Source organism: Sphingobium sp. B8D3A, from assembly GCF_025961995.1.
In the GTDB taxonomy this organism is placed as follows: domain Bacteria; phylum Pseudomonadota; class Alphaproteobacteria; order Sphingomonadales; family Sphingomonadaceae; genus Sphingobium.
Genome location: NZ_JAOQOS010000001.1, coordinates 332,376 through 354,588, shown reverse-complemented (window position 1 = coordinate 354,588; position 22,213 = coordinate 332,376). Strand labels below are relative to the sequence as shown.

27 protein-coding genes are annotated in these 22,213 nt (G+C 66.1%); 16 read left to right on the top strand and 11 right to left on the bottom strand.

Features of this window, described 5'->3' with window-relative positions:
- Positions 1-7: 7 nt before the first annotated feature.
- Entirely contained in the window at positions 8-1,519 is a 1,512-nt protein-coding gene (locus tag M2342_RS01735) for a YifB family Mg chelatase-like AAA ATPase (protein WP_264577811.1), read from the bottom strand.
- A 39-nt stretch (positions 1,520-1,558) separates the two neighbouring features.
- Positions 1,559-2,281 (bottom strand): winged helix-turn-helix transcriptional regulator, encoded by a 723-nt coding sequence (locus M2342_RS01730; RefSeq protein WP_264577810.1) that lies wholly within the window; start codon positions 2,279-2,281, stop codon positions 1,559-1,561.
- 98 nt (positions 2,282-2,379) lie between these two features.
- On the opposite strand from M2342_RS01730, the gene M2342_RS01725 reads away from it, so the two are divergent.
- Genes M2342_RS01725 through M2342_RS01695 form a run of 7 tightly spaced genes read left to right on the top strand, consistent with a single transcriptional unit; the run spans position 2,380 to position 6,085 of the window.
- Positions 2,380-2,793 carry a VOC family protein gene (locus M2342_RS01725; protein WP_181560961.1) on the top strand — a complete coding sequence of 138 codons (414 nt, stop codon included), beginning with the start codon at positions 2,380-2,382 and terminating at the stop codon, positions 2,791-2,793.
- 23 nt (positions 2,794-2,816) lie between these two features.
- Complete coding sequence (locus M2342_RS01720) at positions 2,817-3,047, top strand: DUF4287 domain-containing protein (RefSeq protein WP_181560962.1); 231 nt, start codon at positions 2,817-2,819, stop codon at positions 3,045-3,047.
- 39 nt (positions 3,048-3,086) lie between these two features.
- The gene (locus M2342_RS01715) at positions 3,087-3,770 is read left to right on the top strand and encodes a glutathione S-transferase family protein (protein WP_264577809.1); all 684 of its coding nucleotides are present in this window, start codon (positions 3,087-3,089) and stop codon (positions 3,768-3,770) included.
- Positions 3,767-4,126: a DUF1428 domain-containing protein gene (locus M2342_RS01710; RefSeq protein ID WP_181560964.1), complete on the top strand. Its 360-nt coding sequence runs from the start codon at positions 3,767-3,769 to the stop codon at positions 4,124-4,126. The genes M2342_RS01715 and M2342_RS01710 overlap by 4 nt, the downstream gene beginning before the upstream one ends.
- A 23-nt stretch (positions 4,127-4,149) precedes the next feature.
- Positions 4,150-4,920 carry a VOC family protein gene (locus M2342_RS01705; RefSeq protein ID WP_264577808.1) on the top strand — a complete coding sequence of 257 codons (771 nt, stop codon included), beginning with the start codon at positions 4,150-4,152 and terminating at the stop codon, positions 4,918-4,920.
- Between the two features lie 12 nt (positions 4,921-4,932).
- Positions 4,933-5,424: a VOC family protein gene (locus M2342_RS01700; protein WP_264577807.1), complete on the top strand. Its 492-nt coding sequence runs from the start codon at positions 4,933-4,935 to the stop codon at positions 5,422-5,424.
- 4 nt (positions 5,425-5,428) lie between these two features.
- On the top strand, positions 5,429-6,085 hold the full coding sequence (locus M2342_RS01695) for a glutathione S-transferase family protein (protein ID WP_264577806.1): 657 nt from the start codon (positions 5,429-5,431) through the stop codon (positions 6,083-6,085).
- Between the two features lie 72 nt (positions 6,086-6,157).
- On the opposite strand, the gene M2342_RS01690 is transcribed toward M2342_RS01695, so the two are convergent.
- Positions 6,158-6,457, bottom strand: coding sequence for a hypothetical protein (locus M2342_RS01690; RefSeq protein ID WP_264577805.1), 300 nt, complete (start codon positions 6,455-6,457; stop codon positions 6,158-6,160).
- Between the two features lie 351 nt (positions 6,458-6,808).
- Here M2342_RS01690 and M2342_RS01685 point away from each other — a divergent pair, with 351 nt between their 5' ends.
- On the top strand, positions 6,809-7,972 hold the full coding sequence (locus M2342_RS01685; protein ID WP_264571589.1) for an L-lactate dehydrogenase: 1,164 nt from the start codon (positions 6,809-6,811) through the stop codon (positions 7,970-7,972).
- Positions 7,973-8,228: 256 nt separating this feature from the next.
- On the opposite strand, the gene M2342_RS01680 is transcribed toward M2342_RS01685, so the two are convergent.
- The 4 genes from M2342_RS01680 to M2342_RS01665 form a co-directional block, all read right to left on the bottom strand.
- Positions 8,229-9,167 (bottom strand): IS5 family transposase, encoded by a 939-nt coding sequence (locus M2342_RS01680; RefSeq protein ID WP_264577804.1) that lies wholly within the window; start codon positions 9,165-9,167, stop codon positions 8,229-8,231.
- Positions 9,168-9,257: 90 nt separating this feature from the next.
- Positions 9,258-10,121 (bottom strand): class III extradiol dioxygenase family protein, encoded by an 864-nt coding sequence (locus tag M2342_RS01675; protein WP_264571590.1) that lies wholly within the window; start codon positions 10,119-10,121, stop codon positions 9,258-9,260.
- 3 nt (positions 10,122-10,124) lie between these two features.
- The gene (locus M2342_RS01670; RefSeq protein WP_264577803.1) at positions 10,125-10,514 is read right to left on the bottom strand and encodes a protocatechuate 4,5-dioxygenase subunit alpha; all 390 of its coding nucleotides are present in this window, start codon (positions 10,512-10,514) and stop codon (positions 10,125-10,127) included.
- A gap of 299 nt (positions 10,515-10,813) precedes the next feature.
- Positions 10,814-11,197 carry a MerC domain-containing protein gene (locus M2342_RS01665; protein WP_264574071.1) on the bottom strand — a complete coding sequence of 128 codons (384 nt, stop codon included), beginning with the start codon at positions 11,195-11,197 and terminating at the stop codon, positions 10,814-10,816.
- 111 nt (positions 11,198-11,308) lie between these two features.
- On the opposite strand from M2342_RS01665, the gene M2342_RS01660 reads away from it, so the two are divergent.
- The 5 genes from M2342_RS01660 (at position 11,309) to M2342_RS01640 (ending at position 14,586) form a co-directional block, all read left to right on the top strand.
- Entirely contained in the window at positions 11,309-12,442 is a 1,134-nt protein-coding gene (locus M2342_RS01660; RefSeq protein ID WP_264577802.1) for a COX15/CtaA family protein, read from the top strand.
- Positions 12,439-12,771, top strand: coding sequence for a divalent-cation tolerance protein CutA (gene cutA / locus M2342_RS01655; RefSeq protein WP_264577801.1), 333 nt, complete (start codon positions 12,439-12,441; stop codon positions 12,769-12,771). Before M2342_RS01660 ends, cutA begins: the two co-directional genes overlap by 4 nt.
- A gap of 145 nt (positions 12,772-12,916) precedes the next feature.
- The gene (rplM, locus tag M2342_RS01650; protein WP_181560974.1) at positions 12,917-13,396 is read left to right on the top strand and encodes a 50S ribosomal protein L13; all 480 of its coding nucleotides are present in this window, start codon (positions 12,917-12,919) and stop codon (positions 13,394-13,396) included.
- Positions 13,396-13,920: a 30S ribosomal protein S9 gene (gene rpsI / locus M2342_RS01645; RefSeq protein WP_264571594.1), complete on the top strand. Its 525-nt coding sequence runs from the start codon at positions 13,396-13,398 to the stop codon at positions 13,918-13,920. The genes rplM and rpsI overlap by 1 nt, the downstream gene beginning before the upstream one ends.
- A 333-nt stretch (positions 13,921-14,253) precedes the next feature.
- Positions 14,254-14,586 carry a zf-TFIIB domain-containing protein gene (locus tag M2342_RS01640; protein WP_264577800.1) on the top strand — a complete coding sequence of 111 codons (333 nt, stop codon included), beginning with the start codon at positions 14,254-14,256 and terminating at the stop codon, positions 14,584-14,586.
- Between the two features lie 15 nt (positions 14,587-14,601).
- Here M2342_RS01640 and M2342_RS01635 read toward each other — a convergent pair whose 3' ends face one another.
- Both M2342_RS01635 and M2342_RS01630 read right to left on the bottom strand, forming a co-directional pair.
- Positions 14,602-16,203 carry an ABC-F family ATP-binding cassette domain-containing protein gene (locus M2342_RS01635; RefSeq protein ID WP_264577799.1) on the bottom strand — a complete coding sequence of 534 codons (1,602 nt, stop codon included), beginning with the start codon at positions 16,201-16,203 and terminating at the stop codon, positions 14,602-14,604.
- A 108-nt stretch (positions 16,204-16,311) separates the two neighbouring features.
- On the bottom strand, positions 16,312-16,971 hold the full coding sequence (locus M2342_RS01630; RefSeq protein WP_264577798.1) for a hypothetical protein: 660 nt from the start codon (positions 16,969-16,971) through the stop codon (positions 16,312-16,314).
- Positions 16,972-17,093: 122 nt separating this feature from the next.
- On the opposite strand from M2342_RS01630, the gene M2342_RS01625 reads away from it, so the two are divergent.
- From M2342_RS01625 to M2342_RS01615, 3 genes are read left to right on the top strand one after another with little or no spacing between them, the layout of a single operon-like run.
- Positions 17,094-17,324, top strand: a complete 231-nt coding sequence (locus tag M2342_RS01625) for a zinc-finger domain-containing protein (RefSeq protein ID WP_181561563.1) — start codon at positions 17,094-17,096, stop codon at positions 17,322-17,324.
- A 57-nt stretch (positions 17,325-17,381) separates the two neighbouring features.
- Positions 17,382-18,356 carry a TauD/TfdA family dioxygenase gene (locus tag M2342_RS01620; protein WP_264577797.1) on the top strand — a complete coding sequence of 325 codons (975 nt, stop codon included), beginning with the start codon at positions 17,382-17,384 and terminating at the stop codon, positions 18,354-18,356.
- A gap of 30 nt (positions 18,357-18,386) precedes the next feature.
- Positions 18,387-19,583, top strand: a complete 1,197-nt coding sequence (locus M2342_RS01615; protein ID WP_264577796.1) for a L,D-transpeptidase family protein — start codon at positions 18,387-18,389, stop codon at positions 19,581-19,583.
- Positions 19,584-19,615: 32 nt separating this feature from the next.
- Here the strand turns inward: M2342_RS01615 and M2342_RS01610 are convergent, their stop codons facing one another.
- Complete coding sequence (locus M2342_RS01610) at positions 19,616-20,218, bottom strand: murein L,D-transpeptidase catalytic domain family protein (RefSeq protein ID WP_264577795.1); 603 nt, start codon at positions 20,216-20,218, stop codon at positions 19,616-19,618.
- A gap of 412 nt (positions 20,219-20,630) precedes the next feature.
- A complete protein-coding gene (gene dnaA, locus M2342_RS01605) occupies positions 20,631-22,148 on the bottom strand; it encodes a chromosomal replication initiator protein DnaA (RefSeq protein ID WP_264577794.1) in 1,518 nt (505 codons plus the stop codon).
- Positions 22,149-22,213: the final 65 nt, after the last annotated feature.

Below are 22,213 nucleotides of genomic sequence, written 5' to 3'. Positions count from 1 at the left end.
CATCCCCTCAATTTACTGGCGCGCGCCGCCGGTAACTCAGCGCTTCCGCGACATGCACCCGCCCCACGGTCTCCGCGCCCGCCAGATCGGCAATGGTGCGGGCGACCCGGAGCACGCGGGTATAGCCCCGGGCGCTGAGCTTCATCGCAGCGGCAGCCTGCGCCAGAAGATCGCGGCCCGGCGAATCCGGCGCGGCGTAGGCATCCAGCGCATCGCCATTCAGTTCCGCATTGGTGCGCGCGCCGCCGCTTGATGCCGCGCGCGCCGTCTGGCGGGCACGGGCCTGCGCGACGCGGGCGGCGACCTCCGCCGATCCCTCGACCGGCGGCGGCAGCAGCAGGTCCGCCGCCGAAACCGCGCCGACCTCCACATGCAGATCGATCCGGTCCAGCAGCGGCCCCGAAACCTTCGCCTGATAATCGCCCGCACAGCGTGGCGCCCGCGAGCAGGCCAAAGCGGGATCTGCGAGATGCCCGCAGCGGCAGGGGTTCATCGCGGCAATCAGCTGAACCCGCGCCGGGAAGGTCACATGCGCATTGGCGCGCGCCACGCTGACCTCGCCCGTCTCCAGCGGCTGCCGCAAACTATCCAGCACCGCGCGCTGAAATTCGGGCAGTTCGTCCAGAAACAGCACGCCCAGATGCGCGAGGCTGACTTCGCCCGGCTTCACCCGCAGCCCGCCCCCGACCAGCGCCGCCATGGAGGCACTGTGATGCGGCGCGCGATAGGGGCGGTTCTGGCTGATCCGCCCGCCCGACAGCGTGCCAGCCACGGAGGCTACCATGGAGACTTCCAGCGCTTCGGCCGGCGTGAGCGGCGGCAATATGCCGGGCAGGCAACTCGCCATCAGGGATTTGCCGGCTCCGGGCGGCCCGACCATCACCAGATTATGACCACCGGCCGCCGCGATCTCCAGCGCCCGCTTGGCGACCTCCTGGCCCTTCACTTGCCGCAGATCCGGCCCCGGCACCGGCTGTTCGACCGTCCCGGGTGCCGGGCGCGGCAGCACCGTCGCGCCCTTGAGGTGATTGATGAGGCCGAGCAGATCCGGTGCGGCCAGCACGCCTTCCGAGCCTGACCAAGCAGCCTCCGACCCCTGCGCCGCCGGGCAGATCAGCGTCTTGTCCGCCTGCGCCGCATGGAGCGCGGCCAACAGCACGCCCGGCACCGGCGCGATGCGCCCGTCCAGCCCCAGCTCACCGACGACGAGATGATCGGCCAGTTGCTCGGCATCGACGACGCCCATCGCCCCCAGCAAGGCGAGCGCAATCGGCAGATCGTAATGCGAGCCTTCCTTGGGCAGGTCCGCGGGCGAGAGATTGACCGTGATGCGCTTGGGCGGCAGCGAGAGGCCAATGGCGGCGATGGCATTGCGCACGCGCTCGCGGCTTTCCGCCACGGCCTTGTCGGCCAGCCCGACAACGATGAAGTTCGGCAAGCCGGAGACAAGCTGGCACTGCACCTCGACCGGCCGGGCCTCCAGCCCGAGAAACGCCACCGTTTCCACCGTCGCAACCAAGCTTGCCCCCTCTTTGTTCCCCTCCCTGTCCATGTCGGGTCAACGGGGCAAAGTCGAGCCGCTTTCGTTGGGCTGGTATCGGGCTGGCAAAGTGAACAGAGCCGCAAAGCGCGCCTCCAGCGCCGCATCGCCACTCACGCTAAGCTCGCCCGTCTCGGCAAGCTGGTCGACGGGCATCTTGCCGTAGAAGCGCTTGGCGAGGCCCCGCGCCGTGCCCTCATAGGCCAGGTCCGGCTCGGAAACCTCGCCGGCTTCGACATGATAAAGCCCGCGATCCAGACTGGCGCGATAGGGCGTGCCGTCAATGTGAAAGCCGACCTGCAGCACCATGTCCGCCGCCGCTGCCCGATCCAGATTGACCTTGAAAGAGAGCATCATCGCCGTGCCGTTGAGCGGCAGCATCCGGTCATGCGTCGGCGAGCGATAGGCCCATTGCGCCATCGCCAGCACCATCGGCTCGGCCTCCTTGCCCCATGGCGTCAGGCCATAAACCTGCACATTGGCGGGCGGCGGCAGGCGCAGACGCTCGACAATGTGGCGCTCCTCCAGCTCGGTCAGGCGCTGGGTGAGCACATTGGCGCTCAGCCCCGGCAAGGCCGCGCGCAGATCGGAAAAGCGGCGCGGCCCCAGCAGCAATTCGCGGACGACAAGCAACGCCCAGCGCTCCCCGACCAGATCGAGCCCGTGCGCAAGGCCGCAGGCGTCGTCAAACCGACGCTTTTGAGGGAGTTTCGCCTCGTGAGTTATTATTTCTAACTCCATAGTTGCAACATCTAATTTCTTCCGTCAGGATCGTCAAGGTCGGTGATTCGGGTGGGGCCGATACGGCGAGAGAGTTTGGGAGAGGACGGGTAGCTGCCATGGAACGGATGATTTTCGTCAATTTGCCAGTCACGGATCTGGCACGGTCGATGCGCTTCTATGAGGCGATCGGAGCAGTCAACGATCCGCAATTCACCGACGAGAGCGCCGCGATGATGCGCTTTTCCGAGACGATCTGCGTCATGCTGCTCACCCGCGAGCGCTTTGCCAGTTTCACGCCGCGAAAAATTCCCGATGCGCATGAATGTGCGCAAGTGCTGCTCGCACTCAGCGAGGAGAGCCGTGCGTCCGTGGATGCGATCACGGAGCGCGCGGCTGCTGCGGGCGGCACGCCCGATCCCAATCCGCTGCAGGACCACGGCTTCATGTATGGCCGCAGCTTCGCCGATCCCGATGGCCACATCTGGGAAACCGCGTGGATGGACATGAGCGCCGTCCCGCAACCGGCCTGATTGCTTCGGCAGGAGATGCGACCATGTCCTTCCAGGCCTATCTGGACACGATCAAGGCAAAAACCGGCCAGTCGCCGGACGACTTGCGCGCTTACGCCGCCTTTCAAGGCTTTCTCGACGACGAGAAGAAGCTGCGCCCGGAGGTGAAGGCGGCGACGCTGGTCGCCAGTCTCAAGCGCGATTTCGATCTCGGTCAGGGTCACGCGATGGCGGTCTACGCCCTGCTCAAGGGTACGCGCAAGGAAGGCGACTGAGCCCCTGCAGCATTCAGACCGCACAGAGAGGAGTGATACATGTCTCAGAGGGATAGCGCCTCCATCGAGGTGACTGCATTTTCATGGGTGCCGCCGTTCGCGCGCGGCCATGTCCGCGATCTGCGGGTGCGCTGGGCGCTGGAGGAGGCAGGCCTCGATTATCGCACCCGCCTGATCAGCGCCATCGACCGGCCGGCGGACTATTATCGCGAGCAGCCCTTCGGCCAGGTGCCGCATTATCGGGAGGGGAATGTCGCCCTGTTCGAGAGTGGCGCCATCGTCCTCCACATCGCCGAGAAGGACGAGCGGCTGATGCCGCGCGATCCCGTCGGGCGGGCGCGGGCGATCACATGGGCCGTCGCCGCACTCAACAGCATCGAGCCGGGCATCATGCATCTGGCCGATATCGACCTGTTCTGCGCCGGGCAGGAGTGGGCGAGGCTGCGCCGCCCGGATGCCGTCAAGCAGGTGGAAGGCCGCCTCGACCGGCTTGCCGCAGCGCTGGGCGACAAACCCTGGCTGGAAGAGCGCTTCACGGTCGGCGACCTTCTGATGGTCGAGGCGCTGCGCAATCTCTCGCCGGATCGCCTCGCCATACCGGACGTGCTGACCGCCTATGTCGCGCGCGGCGAGGCGCGTCCCGCATTCAAGGCCGCCATGGCGGCGCAAATGGCCGACTTCATCTCCGATGATGCGGTCCAATCAGAAGGAGTATCCGCATGACCTATATCGATGGCATTCTCGTGCCGGTGAAGCCGGGCCGCAAGGCGGACTATCTGGAGATCGCCCGCCGGGTCGATCCACTCTTCATCGAATATGGCGCGCTGCGCGTGGTGGAGGGCTGGAATGACGATGTGCAGCCCGGCAAGACCAACGATCTGCGCACCGCCGTCCTGGCGGAAGAGGGCGAGGATGTCGTCTTCTCCTGGATCGAGTGGCCGGACAAGGCGACCCGCGATTCCGGCTGGCAGAAGCTGATGGCCGACGAGCGCATGGCGCACGCCCCGGAGGACAATCCGATGGTCGGCCCGCGCATGATCTACGGTGGCTTCACCGTGATTCTGGACGAGCGGAAATAGCATTGGCGGGAGGAGGCGGCCCCATGACCAACAGGCAGGGCGAATTCATCTGGTACGAGCTGATGACCACCGATCTCGAGGCCGCCCGCGCCTTTTACGGGGCCGTGGTGGGCTGGAGCATCGCGGAGCGAAGCGACATGCCGGGCATGGACTATCGCATGATCCGCGCCGCCGATGGCGAGGTCGGGGGCATGATGGCGCTGGATGCCGAGATGATCGCCGGCGGCGGGCGCCCGATCTGGATCGGCTATATCGGCGTCGATGATGTCGATGCGACAGCGGCGGCGATCCCGGCCATGGGCGGTCGCCTCTACGTACAGCCGCAGGACATCCCCGGTGTCGGCCGCTTCGCCATGGCGGCCGACCCGCACGGCGCGCCCTTCTATGTCATGCGCGGCGGCGTCGAGGGTGGCGTCAGCGGCGCTTTCTCGCCGCAAGCGGTGGGCCATTGCGGCTGGAACGAGCTATCCTCGCCGGACCAACCGGCAGCGCTCGCCTTCTACATGGGCCTGTTCGGCTGGACCAATCCCTCCGCCATGCCGATGGGGCCGATGGGCGACTATCGTTTCCTGTCCGTCGGCGATCTGCCCATCGGTGCCACTCTGGAACAGAAAGATCAGCGGGCCGAATGGCGCTTCTACTTCCGCGTGCCGTCCATCGCGACCGCGGTGGAGGCGGTGGCGGCGTATGGCGGAACCATCACCACAGGCCCCCATGAGGTTCCCGGCGGTGACTGGGTCCTCATGGGCACCGATCCGCAGGGCGCGCGTTTTGCGCTTGTGGGCGGTCGATAAGGAAGAGCGAGCATGACCAGCGCGATCACCCCATGCATCTGGATGGACGGGACAGCCGAGGAGGCCGCGACCTTCTACGTCTCGCTCTTCCCGGATTCCCGCATCGACCGGATCGTCCGCTATGTCGATGACTCGCCCTTCCCGCCCAATTTCCCCGCCGGCACGGCCATGCTCGTGCTGTTCACGCTGAGCGGCCGTCCCTTCTCCGCATTGAACGGCGGGCCGATGTTTCCGCAGACCGAAGCCGTGTCCTTCGTCATCCCCGTGGATGATCAGGCCGAGCTGGACCGCGTCTGGACCGCCCTCACCGCGGATGGCGGCGCGGAAAGCATGTGCGGCTGGTGCAAGGATCGCTTCGGCGTCTCCTGGCAGGTCGTGCCGCGCCGGGCGCTGGAGATGCAGGCCAGCGTCGACGCAGACGCCGTCCGCCGCATGAGCAGCGCGCTGATGACCATGCACAAGATCGACATCGCCACGCTCGAAACCGCCTTTTCCGGAGACTGACCCCGTGAGTTACATCCTCTACGCCCATCCCTTCTCCAGCTACAGCTGGAAGGCGATGATCGCGCTGCACGAGAAGGAACTGCCCTACACGCTGCGCAATGTCGAAGACGAAGGCGTGATGGACGCGCTGCGCGACCAGTGGCCGCTCGGCAAGTTCCCGGTGCTGGTGGATGAGGACACACCGGTGATCGAGGCGACGACGATCATCGAATATCTCGACCTGCGCCACTATGAGCGCGCCCCGCTGATTCCCGCCACCGCCCATGATGCGCTGGACGTGCGGTTCATGGACCGCGTGTTCGACAATCATGTGATGACGCCGGTTCAGGCGGCGGTGACCGAGGCCCTGCCCCACCTCATCGGCGCGAGCGATCCGGTGCGCACCCAGCGCGCGCGAGAAGCGCTCGAGACCATTTATGGCTGGCTGGAAACGCGGCTGACCGGGCATCTCTGGGCCTCGCCGCAAGGCTTCAGCATGGCGGACTGCGCCGCCGCGCCGGCTCTGTTCTATGCCGATTGGGTCCACCCGATCGGCGAGCGCTATCCGGAAGTGCGCGCCTATCGCGGGCGGCTGAACGCACGCCCGTCGGTTGCCCGCTGCATCGAGGGCGCGAGGCCCTATCGCCATTATTTCCCGCTTGGCGCGCCGGACCGGGATTGAAATCCTCTAACCATCGGCCGGCTGCCGAGGGGTCACGCTCCCACGCTCCCCCCGGCCTGTAGCCTGTAACGATCAGCGCTGGCTCGCGATCCGGGTTTCGCCGCCCTTGCTGATCTGCACCGAGTCACCCGCGCCTTCGATCCGCGCGCCGGCATAGCTCAGTTCCTTCTCGGTCACGCAAACCCGGCGGGACATGCGCGTGCCAGTCGTCGCCTGCTGCTTGAAGCAATAGAAGGTCTGGCCGCCGCGCTTCAGCACCTTGGCCGGGATTTGATAGGTGGCTTCGGCGGCAGGCGCGGCCAGCGCCGGCTGGGCCAGCGGCAGGATGGCGATAGCGGCAGCGGCGGCGATCAGATGAAATTTGCTCGACATGTTGGTTCTCCCTACTGAATTTTTTCAGTCCCGAATGACTGACACACAAGGCATTGCACTTTGCGTGCCAAATCATAAAATCATGTCTTTTCAGCATGTTGAAAATCAGGAGGCTCAGCGCCTTCGAAAGCCCCCTCCCACAGGTTGGTTATTCGTTCAGATAGTTGGCGAAATTCACCATCGCGTGACGGTCACCAAATCGAGAGCAAGCTATTTTGTTTGCGCTTCATCCGCTTTACGCTCACCGGCGCGAACAAAATAGTGGGCGCACCCCGTGAGGAGAGCCAGATGATGAGGATGACGAAGGCGGCGTCGAACGCGCCCGCCAAGGCCCGCGAGGCACGGCGCTGAATGGTCTGGCCGCACAGCTTCACCGATCTTCGTGACGCCGCCCGCCGCCGGTTACCGCGCTTCCTGTTCGATTATGTCGATGGCGGGAGCATCGACGAGCTGGCCCTGGCGCGCAACAGCGCCGCCGTTCGCGCCGTCACGTTGCGCCAGCAGGTGCTGAACGACGTCTCGGCGTCCGATCTCTCGACCACGCTGTTCGGGCAAAAGCTCGCCATGCCGTTGATGCTCGCGCCGATCGGCATGGGCGGGTTGCTGGCACGGCGCGGCGAGGCGCAGGCCATCCGCGCCGCCCATGCCAACGGCGTGCCGATGGTCGCCTCGACCGTGACGGTCTGCTCGGCCGAGGAAATCGCCGGCACCGGCCTGCCCTTCTGGTTCCAGCTCTACATGGCGAAGGATCGCGCGTTCATCGCCGACCTGCTGGCCCGGGTGAAGGCTCTGGGCTGCAACACGCTGTTCATGACCGTCGACCTGCCCCTGCCCGGCCCGCGCTGGCGCGACCAGCGCTCGGGCCTCTCGGGGCCGCCCGGCCTGCGCGGTCAGGCCCGGCGCTGGCGTGAGATCCTCGCCCATCCCGGCTGGGCCTGGGATGTCGGGCTGCATGGCCGCCCGCATACGCTCGGCAATCTGGTGCCGATCATGAATGGCAAGGTGCGCATGGGCGATTTTCTGCGCTGGAGCGGCCAGAACTTCGATCCGTCCGTCACCTGGAAGGATCTGGCATTCATCCGCGAGCATTGGTCCGGCACGCTGGTGCTCAAGGGCATCATGGACCCGGCCGACGCAGTCCGCGCGGCGGAGATCGGTGCCGATGGCATCGTCGTCTCCAATCATGGCGGCCGCCAGCTCGATGCCACGGTCGGCACCGCGCAGGCGCTGCCGGACATCGTGGCAGCGGTGGGTGATCGCCTCACCGTGCTGATCGATGGCGGCATCCGCAACGGCCTCGATGTGCTGCGCATGCTGGCGCTGGGTGCCAAGGGCGTCATGATCGGCCGCCCCTGGGCCTTCGCCCTCGCCGCCGGGGGAGAAGCCGCCGTCTCCCGCATGCTCGCGCAATATGCGCTCGAACTGCGCTCCGGCCTCGCGCTAACCGGCTGCGCCCGCGTCGCGGACGCCGGGCCGCATTTGCTCGATCATCGGGGCGTAGGCGAACAACCTTAGCCCCTCCTGCTGAGCTTCGCTCGCCTGCGGCTCAGAGGAGGGGTTGGGGTGGTGTTACACCCGCGCAGTCATTCACCGGCTATTCGATGCTGGCGCATCGCCACCACCCCCAGCCCCTCCTCTCAACGGGATCGTTGCGAAAGGGGTGATTGGGTCTTTTTCGTAAGCGACGGCGGATCTGGGTGCGTACTAGGGCCCTGAAGAGGGCGGCGTTTCGGCATCGGGAGGCCGCCCTCTTGGCGTTCTGGTGTCTGGCTCAAGCCAGTTTAAGCGATCGCTTCATGTTGTAGGCAAGGGCGAGCAGAAAGCAGTGACTTCGGTTTGCTTTCAGGCCGTTATAGCGCACCGCCGTAAACCCCATCCATCGCTTGAGCGTGGCGAACACGCCCTCGACCTGGGCACGGATGGGGGAGATCAGGTCGTTGTGGCGGCGCTGCAAGGGTGTAAGCGGCGGGCCGCCGCCCCAAGTCTTGTGCATGATCCGCGGCTTGATCCCGGCTGCCTTGAGCCACTGTCGCCGCGCCCGCTTGGCATAGGCCTTGTCGGCATAGACCGCCTGCTCGTCGCCGCACACGAGGCGCTCTGCCATGTCGGTGTCGGCCACATTTGCTCCGGTCAGTACCAGCCGGCGGATCAGGCGGCTGTCCTGATCCGTGCCGATATGCACCTTGTAGCCATAATGCGCGCGATGCTTGCGCATGGTCAGCGTCGCATCATCGTCCACTGCCTCGCGCGTGCCGCTGCTCGAGCCGGGGCGGAAGGGCGTTGCCACCAGCGAGGCATCGATCATCGTGCCGCGCTTGAGCACGAGACCGCGCGCCTCCAACTGGCGCGAGAACGCGCCAAACAGCTTTTCACTCAGCCCGGCCTCGGCCAGGCGATTGCGGAACCGGCACAGCGTCGTGTGATCGGGCGACGACGCTTCGAGCGGCAGGCCGATGAACCGCCGGAACGACACCCGATCGTTGATCGCCTCTTCCAGATCGGCATCCGACAGCCCATAGAACTGCTGTAAAAGCAAGGCCTTGAGCATCAGTAACGGTGGAAACGGCGGCCGTCCGCCCCCTTGATCGAGCCGCACCAGCAGCTTCTCGAACCGATACCACCGCACGTCCTGCGATAGCCGATCCAGGCTCTCGTTCCGACCAAGTTTGGGCGATACCCAACCCTCCGCAAAACCGAGCTGACCTGTCATCACCTGCCTCCTCAACGCAAACCAAGTGAATCAAATGTCACACCGTTTTGCAACGATCCCCTCAACAGGAGGGGAGATTCAGCCTCCCCGTCAGGCCGCCTGTTCAAGGGCGGTCGAGCCGCTTTCCAGCAACATCGTCGCCGCCGCCGTGTTGGAAATGGGGATGTGATAGTTCCGGCTGACCTCGGCCACATCCTCGCCCAAGGCCCCGCGCGCCGCGATCCAGTTGACGATCTCGATGCCCTGGCTGCCGGCTTCCTCGACAATATCGAGCGCGCTGATTTTCGTCAGCGCATCCGGATCGGGGCCCAGATTGTCCATGCAGAACTGATCGTAGCGCTGGTTGATGAAGCCGGCGCGTTCCCCATCCAGCTGGTGGGAGAGCCCGCCGGTGCCGAACACCACGATCCGCTCATCGCCCTGCCAGCTGCGCAGCGCCTTGCCGACCGCGCGACCGAGCGCAAGGCAGCGCTTGGGGCTCGGCAGCGGATGCTGCACGGTGTTGATGGCGATCGGCACGATGCGCACCGGCCACTGGCCGCCGCCGGGCCATGACAGCTGGAACGGCACGACCAGCGCATGATCCACGAGCATCGACTGGCAGGTCGTGACGTCGAACTCGTCTTCCACAAGTCCCTCGATGATGTGCCAGGAGAGGGCGGCGTCGCCCTTGAATCCGTTCTGCACCGGCAGGCCCCAGCCTTCATCGGCATTGTGGTAGCTGTCCGCCGCGCCCACCGCGAAGGTCGGCATCTTGTCGAGGAAGAAGTTGAGGCCGTGGTCATTGTAGAAGACCACCGCAACGTCCGGTCTGGCCGTCGCAAGCCACCGATGGATCGGCTTGAACCCGTCGAAGAACGGGCTCCAATAAGGGTCCTGCTCCTGACCGCGCGCAATGGCGCCGCCGATTGCCGGCACGTGGCTGGTGAAGATACCGCCGAGAATATGCGCCATGGCTCAGGCCTCCTCTTGCTGATGGGCTGCGTCGAGCAGCATTTGACGGAAAGCCTCGACACTCATGCCGGTCTGCTGCGCCCCCACATCCTGCACATTGAGGCCGTAGATGCCGGCCAGCTTGGCGAGATAATAGATGTTGCCGCCCGCCTCGATCATCTGGAGGACGTTGCGGGCGCGGACCGCCTCGCGCTGCTCCTCGCTCAGATGGAAGCGCTCGAAATAGGCTTCCTCGTCCGCCTGATAGGCAGCGCGATTGGCGGCATCGTTGAACGAAAAGCACATGGCGTTCAGCGCGAAGCCGCGCGCCGCCGCGTCACCGTCGAAAACCGGCGTACCGGGAATGATTCGTTTGGCGGTCGTTCCCGCCTCGATCGTTTCGATCGCACCCATTGATCCATGCTCCTGCTTCAGGACTGGATCCGTCACTGCGCTCCCCGCGCCGGGCAGACATTGACCTTGATCAAGCAGGGGATGTTGAGTCGAGCAGCGGTTCGTCGTCGCAGCGGCCCTGCCGCTAGGACCGATCGACATTCAGTTGATGGCGAGTCGAAAATGGTGGTTTTTCGCGACCCTTGAAACGAGTCGCGTGCCTCGTTTCAACGCAGCGTACTTAAGGTACGTGAGCACCGGAAGCGCGAGACAACGCCATTGCAGGCCGCCAGCGCTGAATGTCGATCGGTCCTAGCGGGTCACCAGAAAGCGCGGCGATTAAGCTCATGACCGAAGGCAAGCAGGGCGACGCCGAGCAGCGTATAGGGCGTCTCGCCGGCCCAGCCATGCGGCAGGCTGAGCGCCCCGGCCATGATGCCAAGGCCGAGCGCGCCGACCGCGACCGGCAGCGCCATGCCATGCTTGAGGGCGCCGTGGCCGAGCGCCAGCGCGCCGAGCACCATGGCGATCATCAGGCCGGCCTCGTGGATGATCTCCGCCTCGAAAATGCCCGCAACCGAAGACAGCACGCCCACGGCAATGGCCGTCGTCAGGCAATGCACGGCGCACAGGCCGGACAGGCCGATGGCCAGCCGGTCGAGCTGTGGCATTGTCCACATCCGGGGTGCGGTGAGCGTTCTCATTGCAAGGGCCATACGCCCCCTCGCGGGAAGATACAACATATCCTTTGCCTCCGGGTGAGGCCTTTATGCGGGGGGCTTGCTTCCGCCGATCCCGCGGCGCATGGGGACCGGATGGCTGAACTTGCGCACTCGTCCTCGCCCGGTGCGCCCGCGGTCGGCGGGCGCCATCTTGGCCGTCCCGCCACGCTGGCACGCTGGCTGTTCGTCGTCGCGGGCCTGATTCTCTTCATGGTGGCGGTGGGTGGCATCACCCGCCTGACCGAGTCGGGCCTCTCCATCACCGAGTGGAAGCCGGTGACCGGCACCCTGCCGCCCATGAACGAGGCGCAGTGGCAGGAAGAGTTCGACCAGTATCGCACCAGCTCACAATATGCGCTGATGAACAAGGGCATGACGCTCGAAGCGTTCAAACACATCTATTTCTGGGAATATTTCCACCGGCTGGTCGGCCGCATCATCGGCCTTGCCTATGCCGTGCCGCTGGCCTGGTTCGCGCTGCGTCGCGCTATTCCGCGCGGCTTCGGTGTCCGCTTGCTGGTGCTGCTGGCGCTGGGCGGCGCCCAGGGGGCCGTCGGCTGGCTGATGGTGAAGAGCGGCCTTGTCGACCGCGTGAACGTGCAGCCGGCGATGCTCGCCGCGCATCTGGGCATGGCGCTGATCCTGCTCGGCGCGGTGGTGTGGACCGCCTGCGACTTCCTGGGGCTGGCCCGGCATGATGCCGCCAATCCCGTTAGCGCCACCACTCCCGCCAGCCTCGCGCCGCGACGGGCCGTGCCGACATGGGCGGGCGCCATCCCCGTGCTCATCCTCTTCGTCCAGTTGCTGCTCGGCGCGCTCACCGCCGGTCTGCGCGCCGGCTATGTCTCCAACACATGGCCGATGATGAACGACCGCTTCGTGCCGGACGGAATCGCATGGTGGGGGTCGCTGTGGATGACGCTGACCAGCGATCCGTTCCTCGTCCATTTCCTCCATCGCTGGTGGGCCATGGTCGCGGCGGGCGCCATGCTGTGGATGGCCGGGCGCCTTCATGCCCAGGGCGCGCTTCGCCTCTCTTATGCGCTGACCGGCGCCACGCTGGTACAGGTGATGCTCGGCATCGGCACGGTGCTGACCGGCGTGTCGCTGCACATTGCCGTGACGCATCAGGTTACCGGCGCGCTGCTTCTCGCCATCGCGGTGGCCGGCGCGCATCGACTCGGCCAGCGGGATCGCGAATCGGATCTCACGCCTGCGCGCGCATGAGCGAGATCGCTCTGGTCTACGTGCCTTATGGCGCGCGCGCGGAAGCTGAAGCGGCGGGCCGCCAGATGGTGCAAGAGCGACTGGCCGCCTGCGCCAATGTGCTGAGCGAAGGCCGCTCGATCTATCCGTGGGACGGCGTCATCGAGCAGAGCGCCGAAACGGTGGTGCTGTTCAAGACCGCGCCGGACCGCTGCGCGGCGCTCATGACCGCCATTGCGCAGGCCCATGCCTATGATCTCCCCGCGATCCTCACCTGGCCCGCGCACACCACCCCGGCCTATGCGGCCTGGGTGCACGAAAAAACACGGCCTGACGCCCGTCTGGACTGATAGGGTATCCTGATACCCGTCAGCAAGGGCGTGCTTTTTCTTGACTCTCCGCCCCCTCATCGCCATTGGGGCCGCGCGGGCGGTGCCTTTTCCGGGGCGCCGCTGTTGTTATTTTCTGGATACTCATTCCTGGAGGCAAGAGGCCATGAAGGCGCTCATGAAGACCACCAAGCCGGCAACCCCGGCCACGGTCGAGAAGAAATGGTTGCTGATCGACGCCGAGGGTCTCGTCGTCGGTCGCGTCGCGAGCATCATCGCGAACATCCTGCGCGGCAAGCACAAGCCCAGCTTCACCCCCCATGTCGACTGCGGTGACAATGTCATCGTGATCAATGCCGACAAGGTGAAATTCACCGGCAACAAGCTGACCGACAAGCGCTATTACAAGCACACCGGCTATGCCGGCGGCATCAAGGAGACCTCTCCGCAGAAGGTGCTCGAGGGTCGTTTCCCCGAGCGCGTGCTGGAGAAGGCCGTGGAGCGCATGATTCCGCGCGGCCCTCTCGGTCGTCAGCAGATGCGCAACCTGCGCGTCTTCGCGGGCAGCGAACATCCGCATGAAGCCCAGAACCCCGAAGTGCTCGATGTTGCGGCGATGAACCGCAAGAACAAGGTTGGTGCCTGATGTCCGATACCGTCAACTCGCTGTCCGATCTGCAGGACCTCACCCAGGGTAACGCCGATGCGCCCGCCGCCACCGACGCCGTGCAGGCACCGGTGAAGGTGTCGAACGCGCCGCTGCGCCAGCAGGAGCTGGACAAGCAGGGCCGCGCCTACGCCACCGGCCGTCGTAAGGATGCCGTCGCCCGCGTGTGGGTGAAGCCCGGCACCGGCAAGATCACGGTCAACGGCCGCGATCAGGAAACCTATTTCGCACGTCCCACGCTGCGTCTCGTCATCAACCAGCCCTTCACGGTCACCGACCGCACCGGCCAGTATGACGTGATCTGCACCGTGAAGGGTGGCGGTCTTTCCGGTCAGGCCGGCGCCGTGAAGCACGGCATCGCGCAGGCGCTCAGCAAGTATGAGCCCACGCTGCGCGCCGCCGTGAAGGCAGAGGGCTTCCTCACGCGCGATCCGCGCGTCGTCGAGCGCAAGAAGTACGGCCGCGCCAAGGCTCGCCGCAGCTTCCAGTTCTCGAAGCGCTAAGAACGTCGACGTCGTTTCGCGGAGCAGACCATGGTCCGGCTCCGCGGACGCGCAGAAGGTTCAGAATATCCCGTCCGGGACCGGAACAAGGGCTGCTCTTCAGGGCGGCCCTTTTCTTTTAGGCGCATTATGGGCGCAGCGCGCATAGCTTCACGCGTGAAGGCTTGACCTACGACAGGGCTCACCTACTTTGGGTCTGCGGGCCGGGCCCCTCTGGCGATCCCCTATGGATCGTGATGTCGGACCGCATCGAGTGCGCTCGGTGCCGGGTCCAGACTCATTGAACACCTGCATCAGCCACCCGATCGACAATCGTTCCATCGGAGGTTTTTCATGTCGTCAGCCCAGTCCATGCCCTGCCCGGTTTGCCACGTGCCGCTCGTGATGAGCGAGCGCCAAGGCGTCGAAATCGATTATTGCCCCCAATGCCGTGGCGTGTGGCTGGACCGGGGCGAGCTGGACAAGATTATCGAGCGCGCCAGTGCCGAATTGGCGCCTGCCGCCCCGCCGCAGACCCGCGCCGAGCCTTATCCGCCCCAACCTCAGATCCAGCAGCCGTACCGCGACGAGCGATATCGCGAGCAGGGCTATCGAGACGGCGGCTACCGCTCGCATAAAGGCTATCCCAAGCGGAAGAAGTCGTTCCTCGAAGAGCTGTTCGACTGATCGGGGGTTTAGCTCTCACAAGCCGTCCACGCCCAGCCTCAGCCGCCGCTCGATGCCGATCCGGTCCAGAAACGCGGCATCGTGGCTCACGACGAGCAAGGCGCCATCATAGTCGGCGACTGCCTGCTCGAGCAGCTCAATACTCTCAATGTCGAGATGATTGGTCGGCTCATCGAGAACTAAAAGCTGCGGCGGCACCGGCCCGCTTGTGATCACGCACAGGGCGGCGCGCAGCCGCTCGCCGCCGCTCAGCACCGCGACATCCTTCAGAGCATCGCGGTTGCGGAAGGCAAAGCGAGCTAGCGCCTCATGCGCCATGTGCAGGGTCATGCCGGGATGCACGGCCAGCATTGCCGCTTGCAGGGTCTGACCGGGCCTCAGCAGGTCGGCGTGCTGGTCGAGCAGCGCGATCCGGCCCGGCCCGCGATGGATGGTCCCCGCGCTCGGCTCGGCCAAGCCGACCGCCAGGGCGAGCAGGCTGGTCTTGCCACTGCCGTTCGGGCCCGTGATCGCGACGCGCTCCGGCCCGGCCATGGCAAAGGACAGCGGGCCGAACAGCCGGCGCCCGCCCCGTGCCAACACCACATCCTCAAACCGCAATACCGTGCGATTATGTGGGAGGCCGGCCGATGGCAGATTGATCTGCAGCGGCGTCAGAACCTCCACCTGCGCGCGGGCGGCCTCCAGCGACTGGCTGGCGGCGCCGATCTGGCGCTCGGCCTGATGACGCTCGCGCGCCCCGCTTTGCTCGGCTTGCTCCGCCCGCTTGCCGAGCAGAATGCGCGGCTGATCCCCCCGCGCCCGGGCAGTGCGCCCGGCCTTGTCCCGCCGGGCCTTGCGCTCGGCCTGAGCCTGCGCATCCCGCTGCTGCCGGGCGAGTGTGCGTTGGCTGCGATCCAGCGCGTCCTCGGCCCGTGCGCGCATCGCATCGCGACTCGCCACAAAGGCGCTCCACCCTCCGCGGACGCTGAAGGCCCCGACCGGCGAGAGCTGGACGATCCGGTCCATGCCTTCCAGCAGCGCGCGATCATGGCTGGCGACGAGTGCGCCGCCCGGCCAGCAGGCCAGCAACTCCCCCACCGCGGCCCGGCCGGCGTCGTCGAGATTGTTGGTGGGTTCATCGAGCAGCAGCAGTTCGGGCTCGGCAAGCAGCATCGCCGCCAGCCCGACGCGGGTGCGTTCCCCGCCCGACAGCGTCGCGCAATCGCGATCCAAAGCCGTGCCGGTCAACCCGACATCGGCCAGCGCTCGCTCAAGGCGCTCGGGCAGAGTCCAGTCCGCTTCTGCCGCATCCTCCGGCGATCCCTCGCCCCCGTCCAGGCGCGCGAGTCTCTCCAGCGCATCGGAAAGGCCGAGCGCTTGTGCAACGCTGCCGGCATCCGGCTGGATCTGTCGTAAGGTGCCGATGCGCCCGGTCCGGTGGATCGTCCCCGCCTGCGGCGCGCCGCCCTCGGCGATCATGGCGAGCAGGCTCGACTTGCCGGCGCCGTTGCGCCCGACAAGGCCGACCCGCTCCCGCCCGATGGCCAGAGTCAGGTCAGAGAAAAGCGCCGCCCCGTCAGGCCGGGCGAGCGTGACGTGATCGAGGGTGAGAAGAGCGGGATTTGGGCCGGGCATGGAACACCTGTGACGAAGGAACAATCGGGCGGATGTCCGGTGCCTTGTCCATGATGATGTGCTCCTGCTGGCGTTGAAGGGGCGATGTAGGCGCGATCGTGCGCGGAATCAAATCCGCCGCACCAAGCGCGCGACGAGAAGCATCGCGGCGGGAAAGCTGAGCGCCCACAAGGCGCCCACCCAGATCAGCCACGGCCAGAACATCTGCAGCGCCAGCGCCGGCATGAGGAGGCCGTTGGCGAGCAAGGCTGCATGGGCCGCGCGACCGCCACGCCCACCTGGCAGCGCGCAGGCAGCCAGCAAGGTAGCGAGACTCATCAGAGCGTAGCCCAGCAGATCCACCGCGAAGAGGAAGCTACGATAGGGCAGGAAGAGAAAAGGCTCGATGCCTGCCGTGTCGCCGCTGGCCAGTCTCGGCGCGACGAAGGTGAGCTGAACGAAATAGACGAGGCCCGTGAGCGTGGCATACATGATCGCGAAGCCAAACGCGCTTTGACTGAAGGCCCGACGCCCCGGCGGCGCGAGCCGATGCAGGGCGGCCATGAGGATCACGAAGGCTGGGCCGAGCAACAGCGATGGCGTTAGCAGCAGCGCCAGCCCGCGCGGGGCGCTGGCAGCATTCGGGCCGCCGGCAGAGCCCAGCAAGCCGAGCCATTCGAGCAGTTGCCCGCCGACATAGGCGAGGGCGAGCAATGCGCAGGCCAGTGTAGCCGCATAAGCGAGCCGTGCGGCGATCGCGCGGTCCTGCTGCTCTGAAGGATTGCCCATCGTCTGCCGCTCGTCTCCCAACATGTGCACAGGATAGGTCGGCCATCACCGCAGGGCTTTGCGCGGGATCAACCCATCCTCCATATTGCCCGCTGGCGGCGGGGGTGCTAACCGCCATCCTCATGCACACGCCGCCTGAAATCATTCACGTTCATGCTCGCCGAGTCTCCTGCGATGGCTCGGGCCACGGCATCCCCGCTGCGCTGGGGCATCCGCGCATCTTCCTGGAGATCGACGAGCATGGCTATGTCGATTGCGGCTATTGCGACAGGCGCTTCGTGCTGGCGGGTGGCCCGGCCGACACCCCGGACATTGTGAACAAGCCAGACATTTCGTCCGGCGCCAGCCTCTGAACGGCTGACGACCCACCCGGCGAAGACCGGGCCATCAACGGAGAGGATCGACCGCCCATGCCATTGCATCCCGTGCCGGTCGACGATCCCGCTGTCTGGACCAGTACCGAAATCGGTGGACGCGAGGGCTTCACCCATCGGCTTTCCCCTGCGCAACGCGACGCTATCGATCGCGGCGTGCTCCGCGTGCGCGGCCGAGTCGCGCATGACATCCGGCGCGAGGATTTCTCCTGCCCTGAAATCGACGCGCTGATGAAGGCAGCGCGCTGGCAGCTTTTCCATGGCTGCGGCGCGGTCATTCTCTCCGGGATCGATGCGGGCCGTTATGATCTGGCAGATCATGAGCGGCTCTATTGGGGGCTTGGCACCCATATCGGCACCGGCGTCGTGCAAAGCCCACGTGGCGACCATATCGCCCATGTCCAGAAGGAAGAGGGCGGGCCGCCGCGCGGCTACACGTCCGATCTGGAACTGCGCTCCCATACCGATTTTCACGAGGTGCTCTCGCTCTACGGCCTTCGTGCCTCGGCGCAGGGTGGCGAGAGTGGTGCTGTCAGCCTGCTCGCCATCCACAACATCATGGCCCGCGAGCGACCCGATCTTCTCGCCCGCCTCTACGAGGGCCATTATATCGACTGGCCCCAGCGGCCGCAGCCTCACGAGGAGGCGCTGCCTTTCTTCTGGAACTTGGGCGGCAAGACGAGCGGGTTCAACAACCGCGTGTTCTTGCGCCATGGCCGCGAGCCGGAGAAGCTGCCTGCTGCGTTCCGCGAGGCGCTTGCCCTGTTCGACGAGATCGCGCTGCGGCCCGATGTCCGCGCCGATTTCGTGCTGCAGCCCGGCGAGATGTTCTTCTGGCACAATTTCCTCGTGCTGCACTCGCGCCAGCAATTCCATGACACGCCCGATGCGCGCCGCCTGCTGCTGCGCTTGTGGCTGAACATCCCGAACGGACGGCCGATTCATCCCGCCATGCGCAGCCTGACGGCGGAGATTGATGCATATCATGGCGGGGTTGCGGTGCCGGCCTAGGAGGGACCGATCATCTTGGGAGGACGGCCCATGCCTCGTATCTTGCTCGCTCTTCTATGTTTTCTCATCGCGATGCCGGCGCAGGCCAGCACGCCCTGGTCCCGCCCGGCGGCAACCACGCTGCTCGATTATGGCCGGAAGATCGACTCGCACGGCCTCGATCCGCGCGATTATGAGCTGGACCGGCTCAGCACTGCCCTTGGCGCTGGAGACCAGCGCGGCCTGGACATCGCCGCGACGCGCAGCTTTGCCTTGATGGCCCGCGACCTCGCCAATGGCCGGGTGCCTGCCGACCAGCGCCGCCTCTCCTATTTCCGCACCCCGAATCTCAGCCCGGACGCGGTGCTCGCCCTGATCGACCGCGCGCTGAGCAGTGGCGATGTCGCCGCCGAACTGGAGCGGCTGGCCCCTGCCCATGCCGATTATCGCAGGCTTCGGGCCGCGCTGCTGAGCCTGCCGGCCGACGCCGGGGCGGACCGTGCCCGACTGCGCGCCAATCTCGAACGCTGGCGCTGGCTGCCCCGCGACATGGGGCCGCGCTATCTGATCGTGAACGTGCCGGAATATGTGGCGCAACTGGTCGATCGCGGTGCGGTGCTAGCCACCCAACGGGTGATCGTCGGCAAGCCGGGCACGCCGACTCCGCAATTCGCCACCACCGCCACGGGCGTGATCCTCAATCCGACATGGACCGTGCCGCAGTCGATCGTGCGCGAGAGCGTCGGCGCGCTGATCCGCACGCGCCCGGCCACGGCCCGCGCGCGGGGCTATAGCTGGACCCAGCAGGGCGGCAGCCTGCAGGTCGTGCAGCAACCAGGCCCCGGCAATGCACTCGGGCAGATGAAGATCGACATGCCCAATCCGCTCGCCATCTTCCTGCACGATACGCCGAGCAAGAGCCTGTTCGAGAAGGAAGAGCGCACCTTCAGCCATGGCTGTGTGCGCACGGACCAACCGTTCGACCTCGCCGTGGCGATGCTCACCGGTACGGACTGGAGTCGAGCGCGGATCGACGCTGCAGTCGCCGCAGGCACCACCGTGACGGCCAAGCTGTCCGCACCGATTCCGGTCTACATCGTCTACATGACCGCGCGCGCCGATGCGAAAGGCCGGCTCAACAGGTTCGATGATGTCTATGGGCTGGATGGCGATATTGCCGCGGCCCTCGGCGCCGGCAACCTCGCCGCGACCCGGCAACTCTCCAGCATGGGATGTCTGGCCGGCTAGGCGCCCGTAACACGCTCGTCAGTAGCGGCGCCTTACACCTTGTCGGCGTAGAGCATCCGTCCGGGGCCGAGCCAGTCGAGCAGAGGGTTGATCTGCGTTTCGCTCACGGCAAAGCAGCCCTCGCTGCGCCCCAGCTTGCCGAGGCGCTTCACCATGTCGTCATTGCTGTACCAGGCGCCGTGAATCACGATGGCGCGCGATTCGGCATTGTCGTTGCTCGTCTCCAGGCCGATCAGCCGCTGCGAGCGGCCATGCTGGCCGGTATAATGAGCGCCGGTAAGATAGGCCCCGCGCGAGCTGGCGTTGGAGCCGGGCGCATTGCTGAAGCTGTGCAGGAAACCGCTATGCGCCGGATCGGACCCGCGCCCATGCGCGACGGTCAGCACCCGGTGGAGGCCGCTCTCGCGATCGACCAGCAACATCCGCGCGGCGGCCGAGGGCAGCGAGAAGTCCACGACGACGAACCGGTCGCGCAACTTGACGCTATACTGGTCCATGGCCGCTTCCGCCTTGGCAACGAGCTTGGCCCATTGCGGCGGCGTGCGCACGGCGGCGCGCACACTGGCAGGCACCAGAGCAGCCGATGCGGCCGCTCCAGCGAGCGTAAGAAACTGACGGCGATGCACAACGGACATGACGGCTCTTTTCGATCAATCGATGATTGCAACGCGCCCCGCATCCCGTCCCCACGGAGGCTTCGATAGATCGGAAAATAGGGGAAGAGCCCTCATTTGCCAAGTCCCGTGCGGTGCATCGTGCCTTTCGATGGCCGCGCGTTGGGGAAGAAAACCCCACGACCTGACCACCCCGTGCTCCTGCGAAGGCAGGAGCCTAGGGCGCATGGGACCGCCTAAACCGCCCTGGCCTCCTGCCTGCGCAGGAGCACTGGGTGGATGGGTGGAGAGCAGGTGATCATCTCAAGCTGGCCGAGGCGGGGCATGATTATCTCGGCTGGTGGCCACGCGTGACCAGCCCAGCCGGATCCAGTCCCGAAAGGACCAAAGCCGAGCCGGATGCACACCGCACCCGACCCGCCTCGTCACCCCTTCAGCCCTCGAGTTGCTTCTGCAGCGTGCGGATATCCGCATCCATCTCGGGATTGTCGAGGCGCATCGCCTCAATGGTCTTCACGGCGTGGATCACCGTGCTGTGGTCCCGTCCACCGAACACGCGACCGATTTCCGGCAGCGAGCGCGGCGTGAGCTTCTTGGCCAGATACATCGCCACCTGACGCGGACGTGCAACCGCACGGGCGCGACGCTGTGAGCGCATTTCGGACTGGTCGATCCGGTAATGGGCCGCGCACAGCTTCTGGATCTCGTCGATGGTGATGCGCCGGTGGCTGGCTCGCAGCGATTCGGCCAGCATCGACTGCGCCAGTTCGGTGGTGATCGCCTTGTCGACGAGCTGGGCATAAGCCACCAGCTTATTAAAGGCGCCCTCCAGCTCTCGAATGCTGGTGCGGATGGCCCCGGCGAGCAGGGCGATGACGTCGTCCGGCACGGCAATGTCCGCCACCGCCTCGCGCCGCGCTTCCAGAATTTTCATGCGCAGCTCAAGGCCGGCAGGCTGGATGTCGGCGACCAGCCCGCCGGCGAGGCGGGACAGGATGCGCGGATCGACCGAGCCCAACTGCTGGGGCGGCCGATCGGCGGCGATCGCGATCCGCGCGCCGGCATCGATGAGATCGTTGAGCGTGTGGAGGAATTCCTCCTGTGTCGGCCCCTTGCCGGCGATGAACTGGATGTCGTCGATCAGCAGCATCCGTGCTTCGCGCAGCCGGGCCTTGAACGAGAAGGTGTCGTTGGCGCGAATCGCTGCCACGAACTCGTTCATGAACCGCTCGGCCGACATATAGAGGATCGCCCCCTCCCTCGGAGGCGCGCCGGTGGTGCCGCCAAGCGTCTCGCCATAGGCCTGCGCAATGGCGTGGAGCAGGTGGGTTTTGCCAAAGCCGGTCGGGCCATGGATGAACAGCGGATTGAACGCCGGACGGGTCGCCCCGGCCATGGCTTTAGCCGCCGACGCCGCCAGCACATTGCTCTCATCCGTCATGAATCCGGCGAAATCGTGACGCGGCTCGAAGCGCAGCGCAGCGCGCCGCCCCGCCGACTCCCGGTTGGTCGATGCGTCCTGCGAGGACGCGAGCGCCCGCGTCGACTGGCCCGGACGCGCCGTGCTCTCTTGCGGGCGGAAGCCGCGCGGGGTGACCAGCACCGTTTCAGGCGCCTCGCTGGCGCGAACGATGCGCAGGTCATGCACGCCGACGGGCGTCGTGCGCCAGGCCAGTGCGATCCGCGTGGCGAAATTGCTGGAGACGTAGCTCGCCGCGAATTCCGACGGCGCCTCGATATCGAGCGTGCCGGACTGAGCGCAGAAGCTGCCCAGCCGCAACGGCCGAATCCATTGATCGAACAGGCGAACCCCGACGGCCCTGCGCAGCCCCGCACGGATCTCCGTCCATGCCTGTTCCAGCGCCTCGCGCTCGGGCTGCTCGCCAATGTCGGCTGGCCCGATGCCGTCGGCAACGCTGCTGAAATGCTGCTGATTCACGTGTTGCCCCATGTCTTCCCGATCCCCGATCGTCCTACTCCTCGCAGGTGATCTGCTGTCAGACGCTGGACGCGAAA

Coding starts and splice junctions, on each gene's coding strand:
- dnaA (WP_264577794.1), bottom strand. CDS start 22,148: ATGGGGCAACACGTGAATCAGCAGCATTTCAGCAGCGTTGCCGACGGC.
- M2342_RS01630 (WP_264577798.1), bottom strand. CDS start 16,971: ATGGGCAATCCTTCAGAGCAGCAGGACCGCGCGATCGCCGCACGGCTC.
- cutA (WP_264577801.1), top strand. CDS start 12,439: ATGAGCGAGATCGCTCTGGTCTACGTGCCTTATGGCGCGCGCGCGGAA.
- M2342_RS01635 (WP_264577799.1), bottom strand. CDS start 16,203: ATGCCCGGCCCAAATCCCGCTCTTCTCACCCTCGATCACGTCACGCTC.
- M2342_RS01620 (WP_264577797.1), top strand. CDS start 17,382: ATGCCATTGCATCCCGTGCCGGTCGACGATCCCGCTGTCTGGACCAGT.
- M2342_RS01690 (WP_264577805.1), bottom strand. CDS start 6,457: ATGTCGAGCAAATTTCATCTGATCGCCGCCGCTGCCGCTATCGCCATC.
- M2342_RS01710 (WP_181560964.1), top strand. CDS start 3,767: ATGACCTATATCGATGGCATTCTCGTGCCGGTGAAGCCGGGCCGCAAG.
- M2342_RS01640 (WP_264577800.1), top strand. CDS start 14,254: ATGTCGTCAGCCCAGTCCATGCCCTGCCCGGTTTGCCACGTGCCGCTC.
- M2342_RS01715 (WP_264577809.1), top strand. CDS start 3,087: ATGTCTCAGAGGGATAGCGCCTCCATCGAGGTGACTGCATTTTCATGG.
- M2342_RS01705 (WP_264577808.1), top strand. CDS start 4,150: ATGACCAACAGGCAGGGCGAATTCATCTGGTACGAGCTGATGACCACC.
- rpsI (WP_264571594.1), top strand. CDS start 13,396: ATGTCCGATACCGTCAACTCGCTGTCCGATCTGCAGGACCTCACCCAG.
- M2342_RS01625 (WP_181561563.1), top strand. CDS start 17,094: ATGCACACGCCGCCTGAAATCATTCACGTTCATGCTCGCCGAGTCTCC.
- M2342_RS01615 (WP_264577796.1), top strand. CDS start 18,387: ATGCCTCGTATCTTGCTCGCTCTTCTATGTTTTCTCATCGCGATGCCG.
- M2342_RS01700 (WP_264577807.1), top strand. CDS start 4,933: ATGACCAGCGCGATCACCCCATGCATCTGGATGGACGGGACAGCCGAG.
- M2342_RS01665 (WP_264574071.1), bottom strand. CDS start 11,197: ATGAGAACGCTCACCGCACCCCGGATGTGGACAATGCCACAGCTCGAC.
- M2342_RS01720 (WP_181560962.1), top strand. CDS start 2,817: ATGTCCTTCCAGGCCTATCTGGACACGATCAAGGCAAAAACCGGCCAG.
- M2342_RS01660 (WP_264577802.1), top strand. CDS start 11,309: ATGGCTGAACTTGCGCACTCGTCCTCGCCCGGTGCGCCCGCGGTCGGC.
- M2342_RS01730 (WP_264577810.1), bottom strand. CDS start 2,281: ATGGAGTTAGAAATAATAACTCACGAGGCGAAACTCCCTCAAAAGCGT.
- rplM (WP_181560974.1), top strand. CDS start 12,917: ATGAAGGCGCTCATGAAGACCACCAAGCCGGCAACCCCGGCCACGGTC.
- M2342_RS01725 (WP_181560961.1), top strand. CDS start 2,380: ATGGAACGGATGATTTTCGTCAATTTGCCAGTCACGGATCTGGCACGG.
- M2342_RS01610 (WP_264577795.1), bottom strand. CDS start 20,218: ATGTCCGTTGTGCATCGCCGTCAGTTTCTTACGCTCGCTGGAGCGGCC.
- M2342_RS01670 (WP_264577803.1), bottom strand. CDS start 10,514: ATGGGTGCGATCGAAACGATCGAGGCGGGAACGACCGCCAAACGAATC.
- M2342_RS01675 (WP_264571590.1), bottom strand. CDS start 10,121: ATGGCGCATATTCTCGGCGGTATCTTCACCAGCCACGTGCCGGCAATC.
- M2342_RS01685 (WP_264571589.1), top strand. CDS start 6,809: ATGGTCTGGCCGCACAGCTTCACCGATCTTCGTGACGCCGCCCGCCGC.
- M2342_RS01680 (WP_264577804.1), bottom strand. CDS start 9,167: ATGACAGGTCAGCTCGGTTTTGCGGAGGGTTGGGTATCGCCCAAACTT.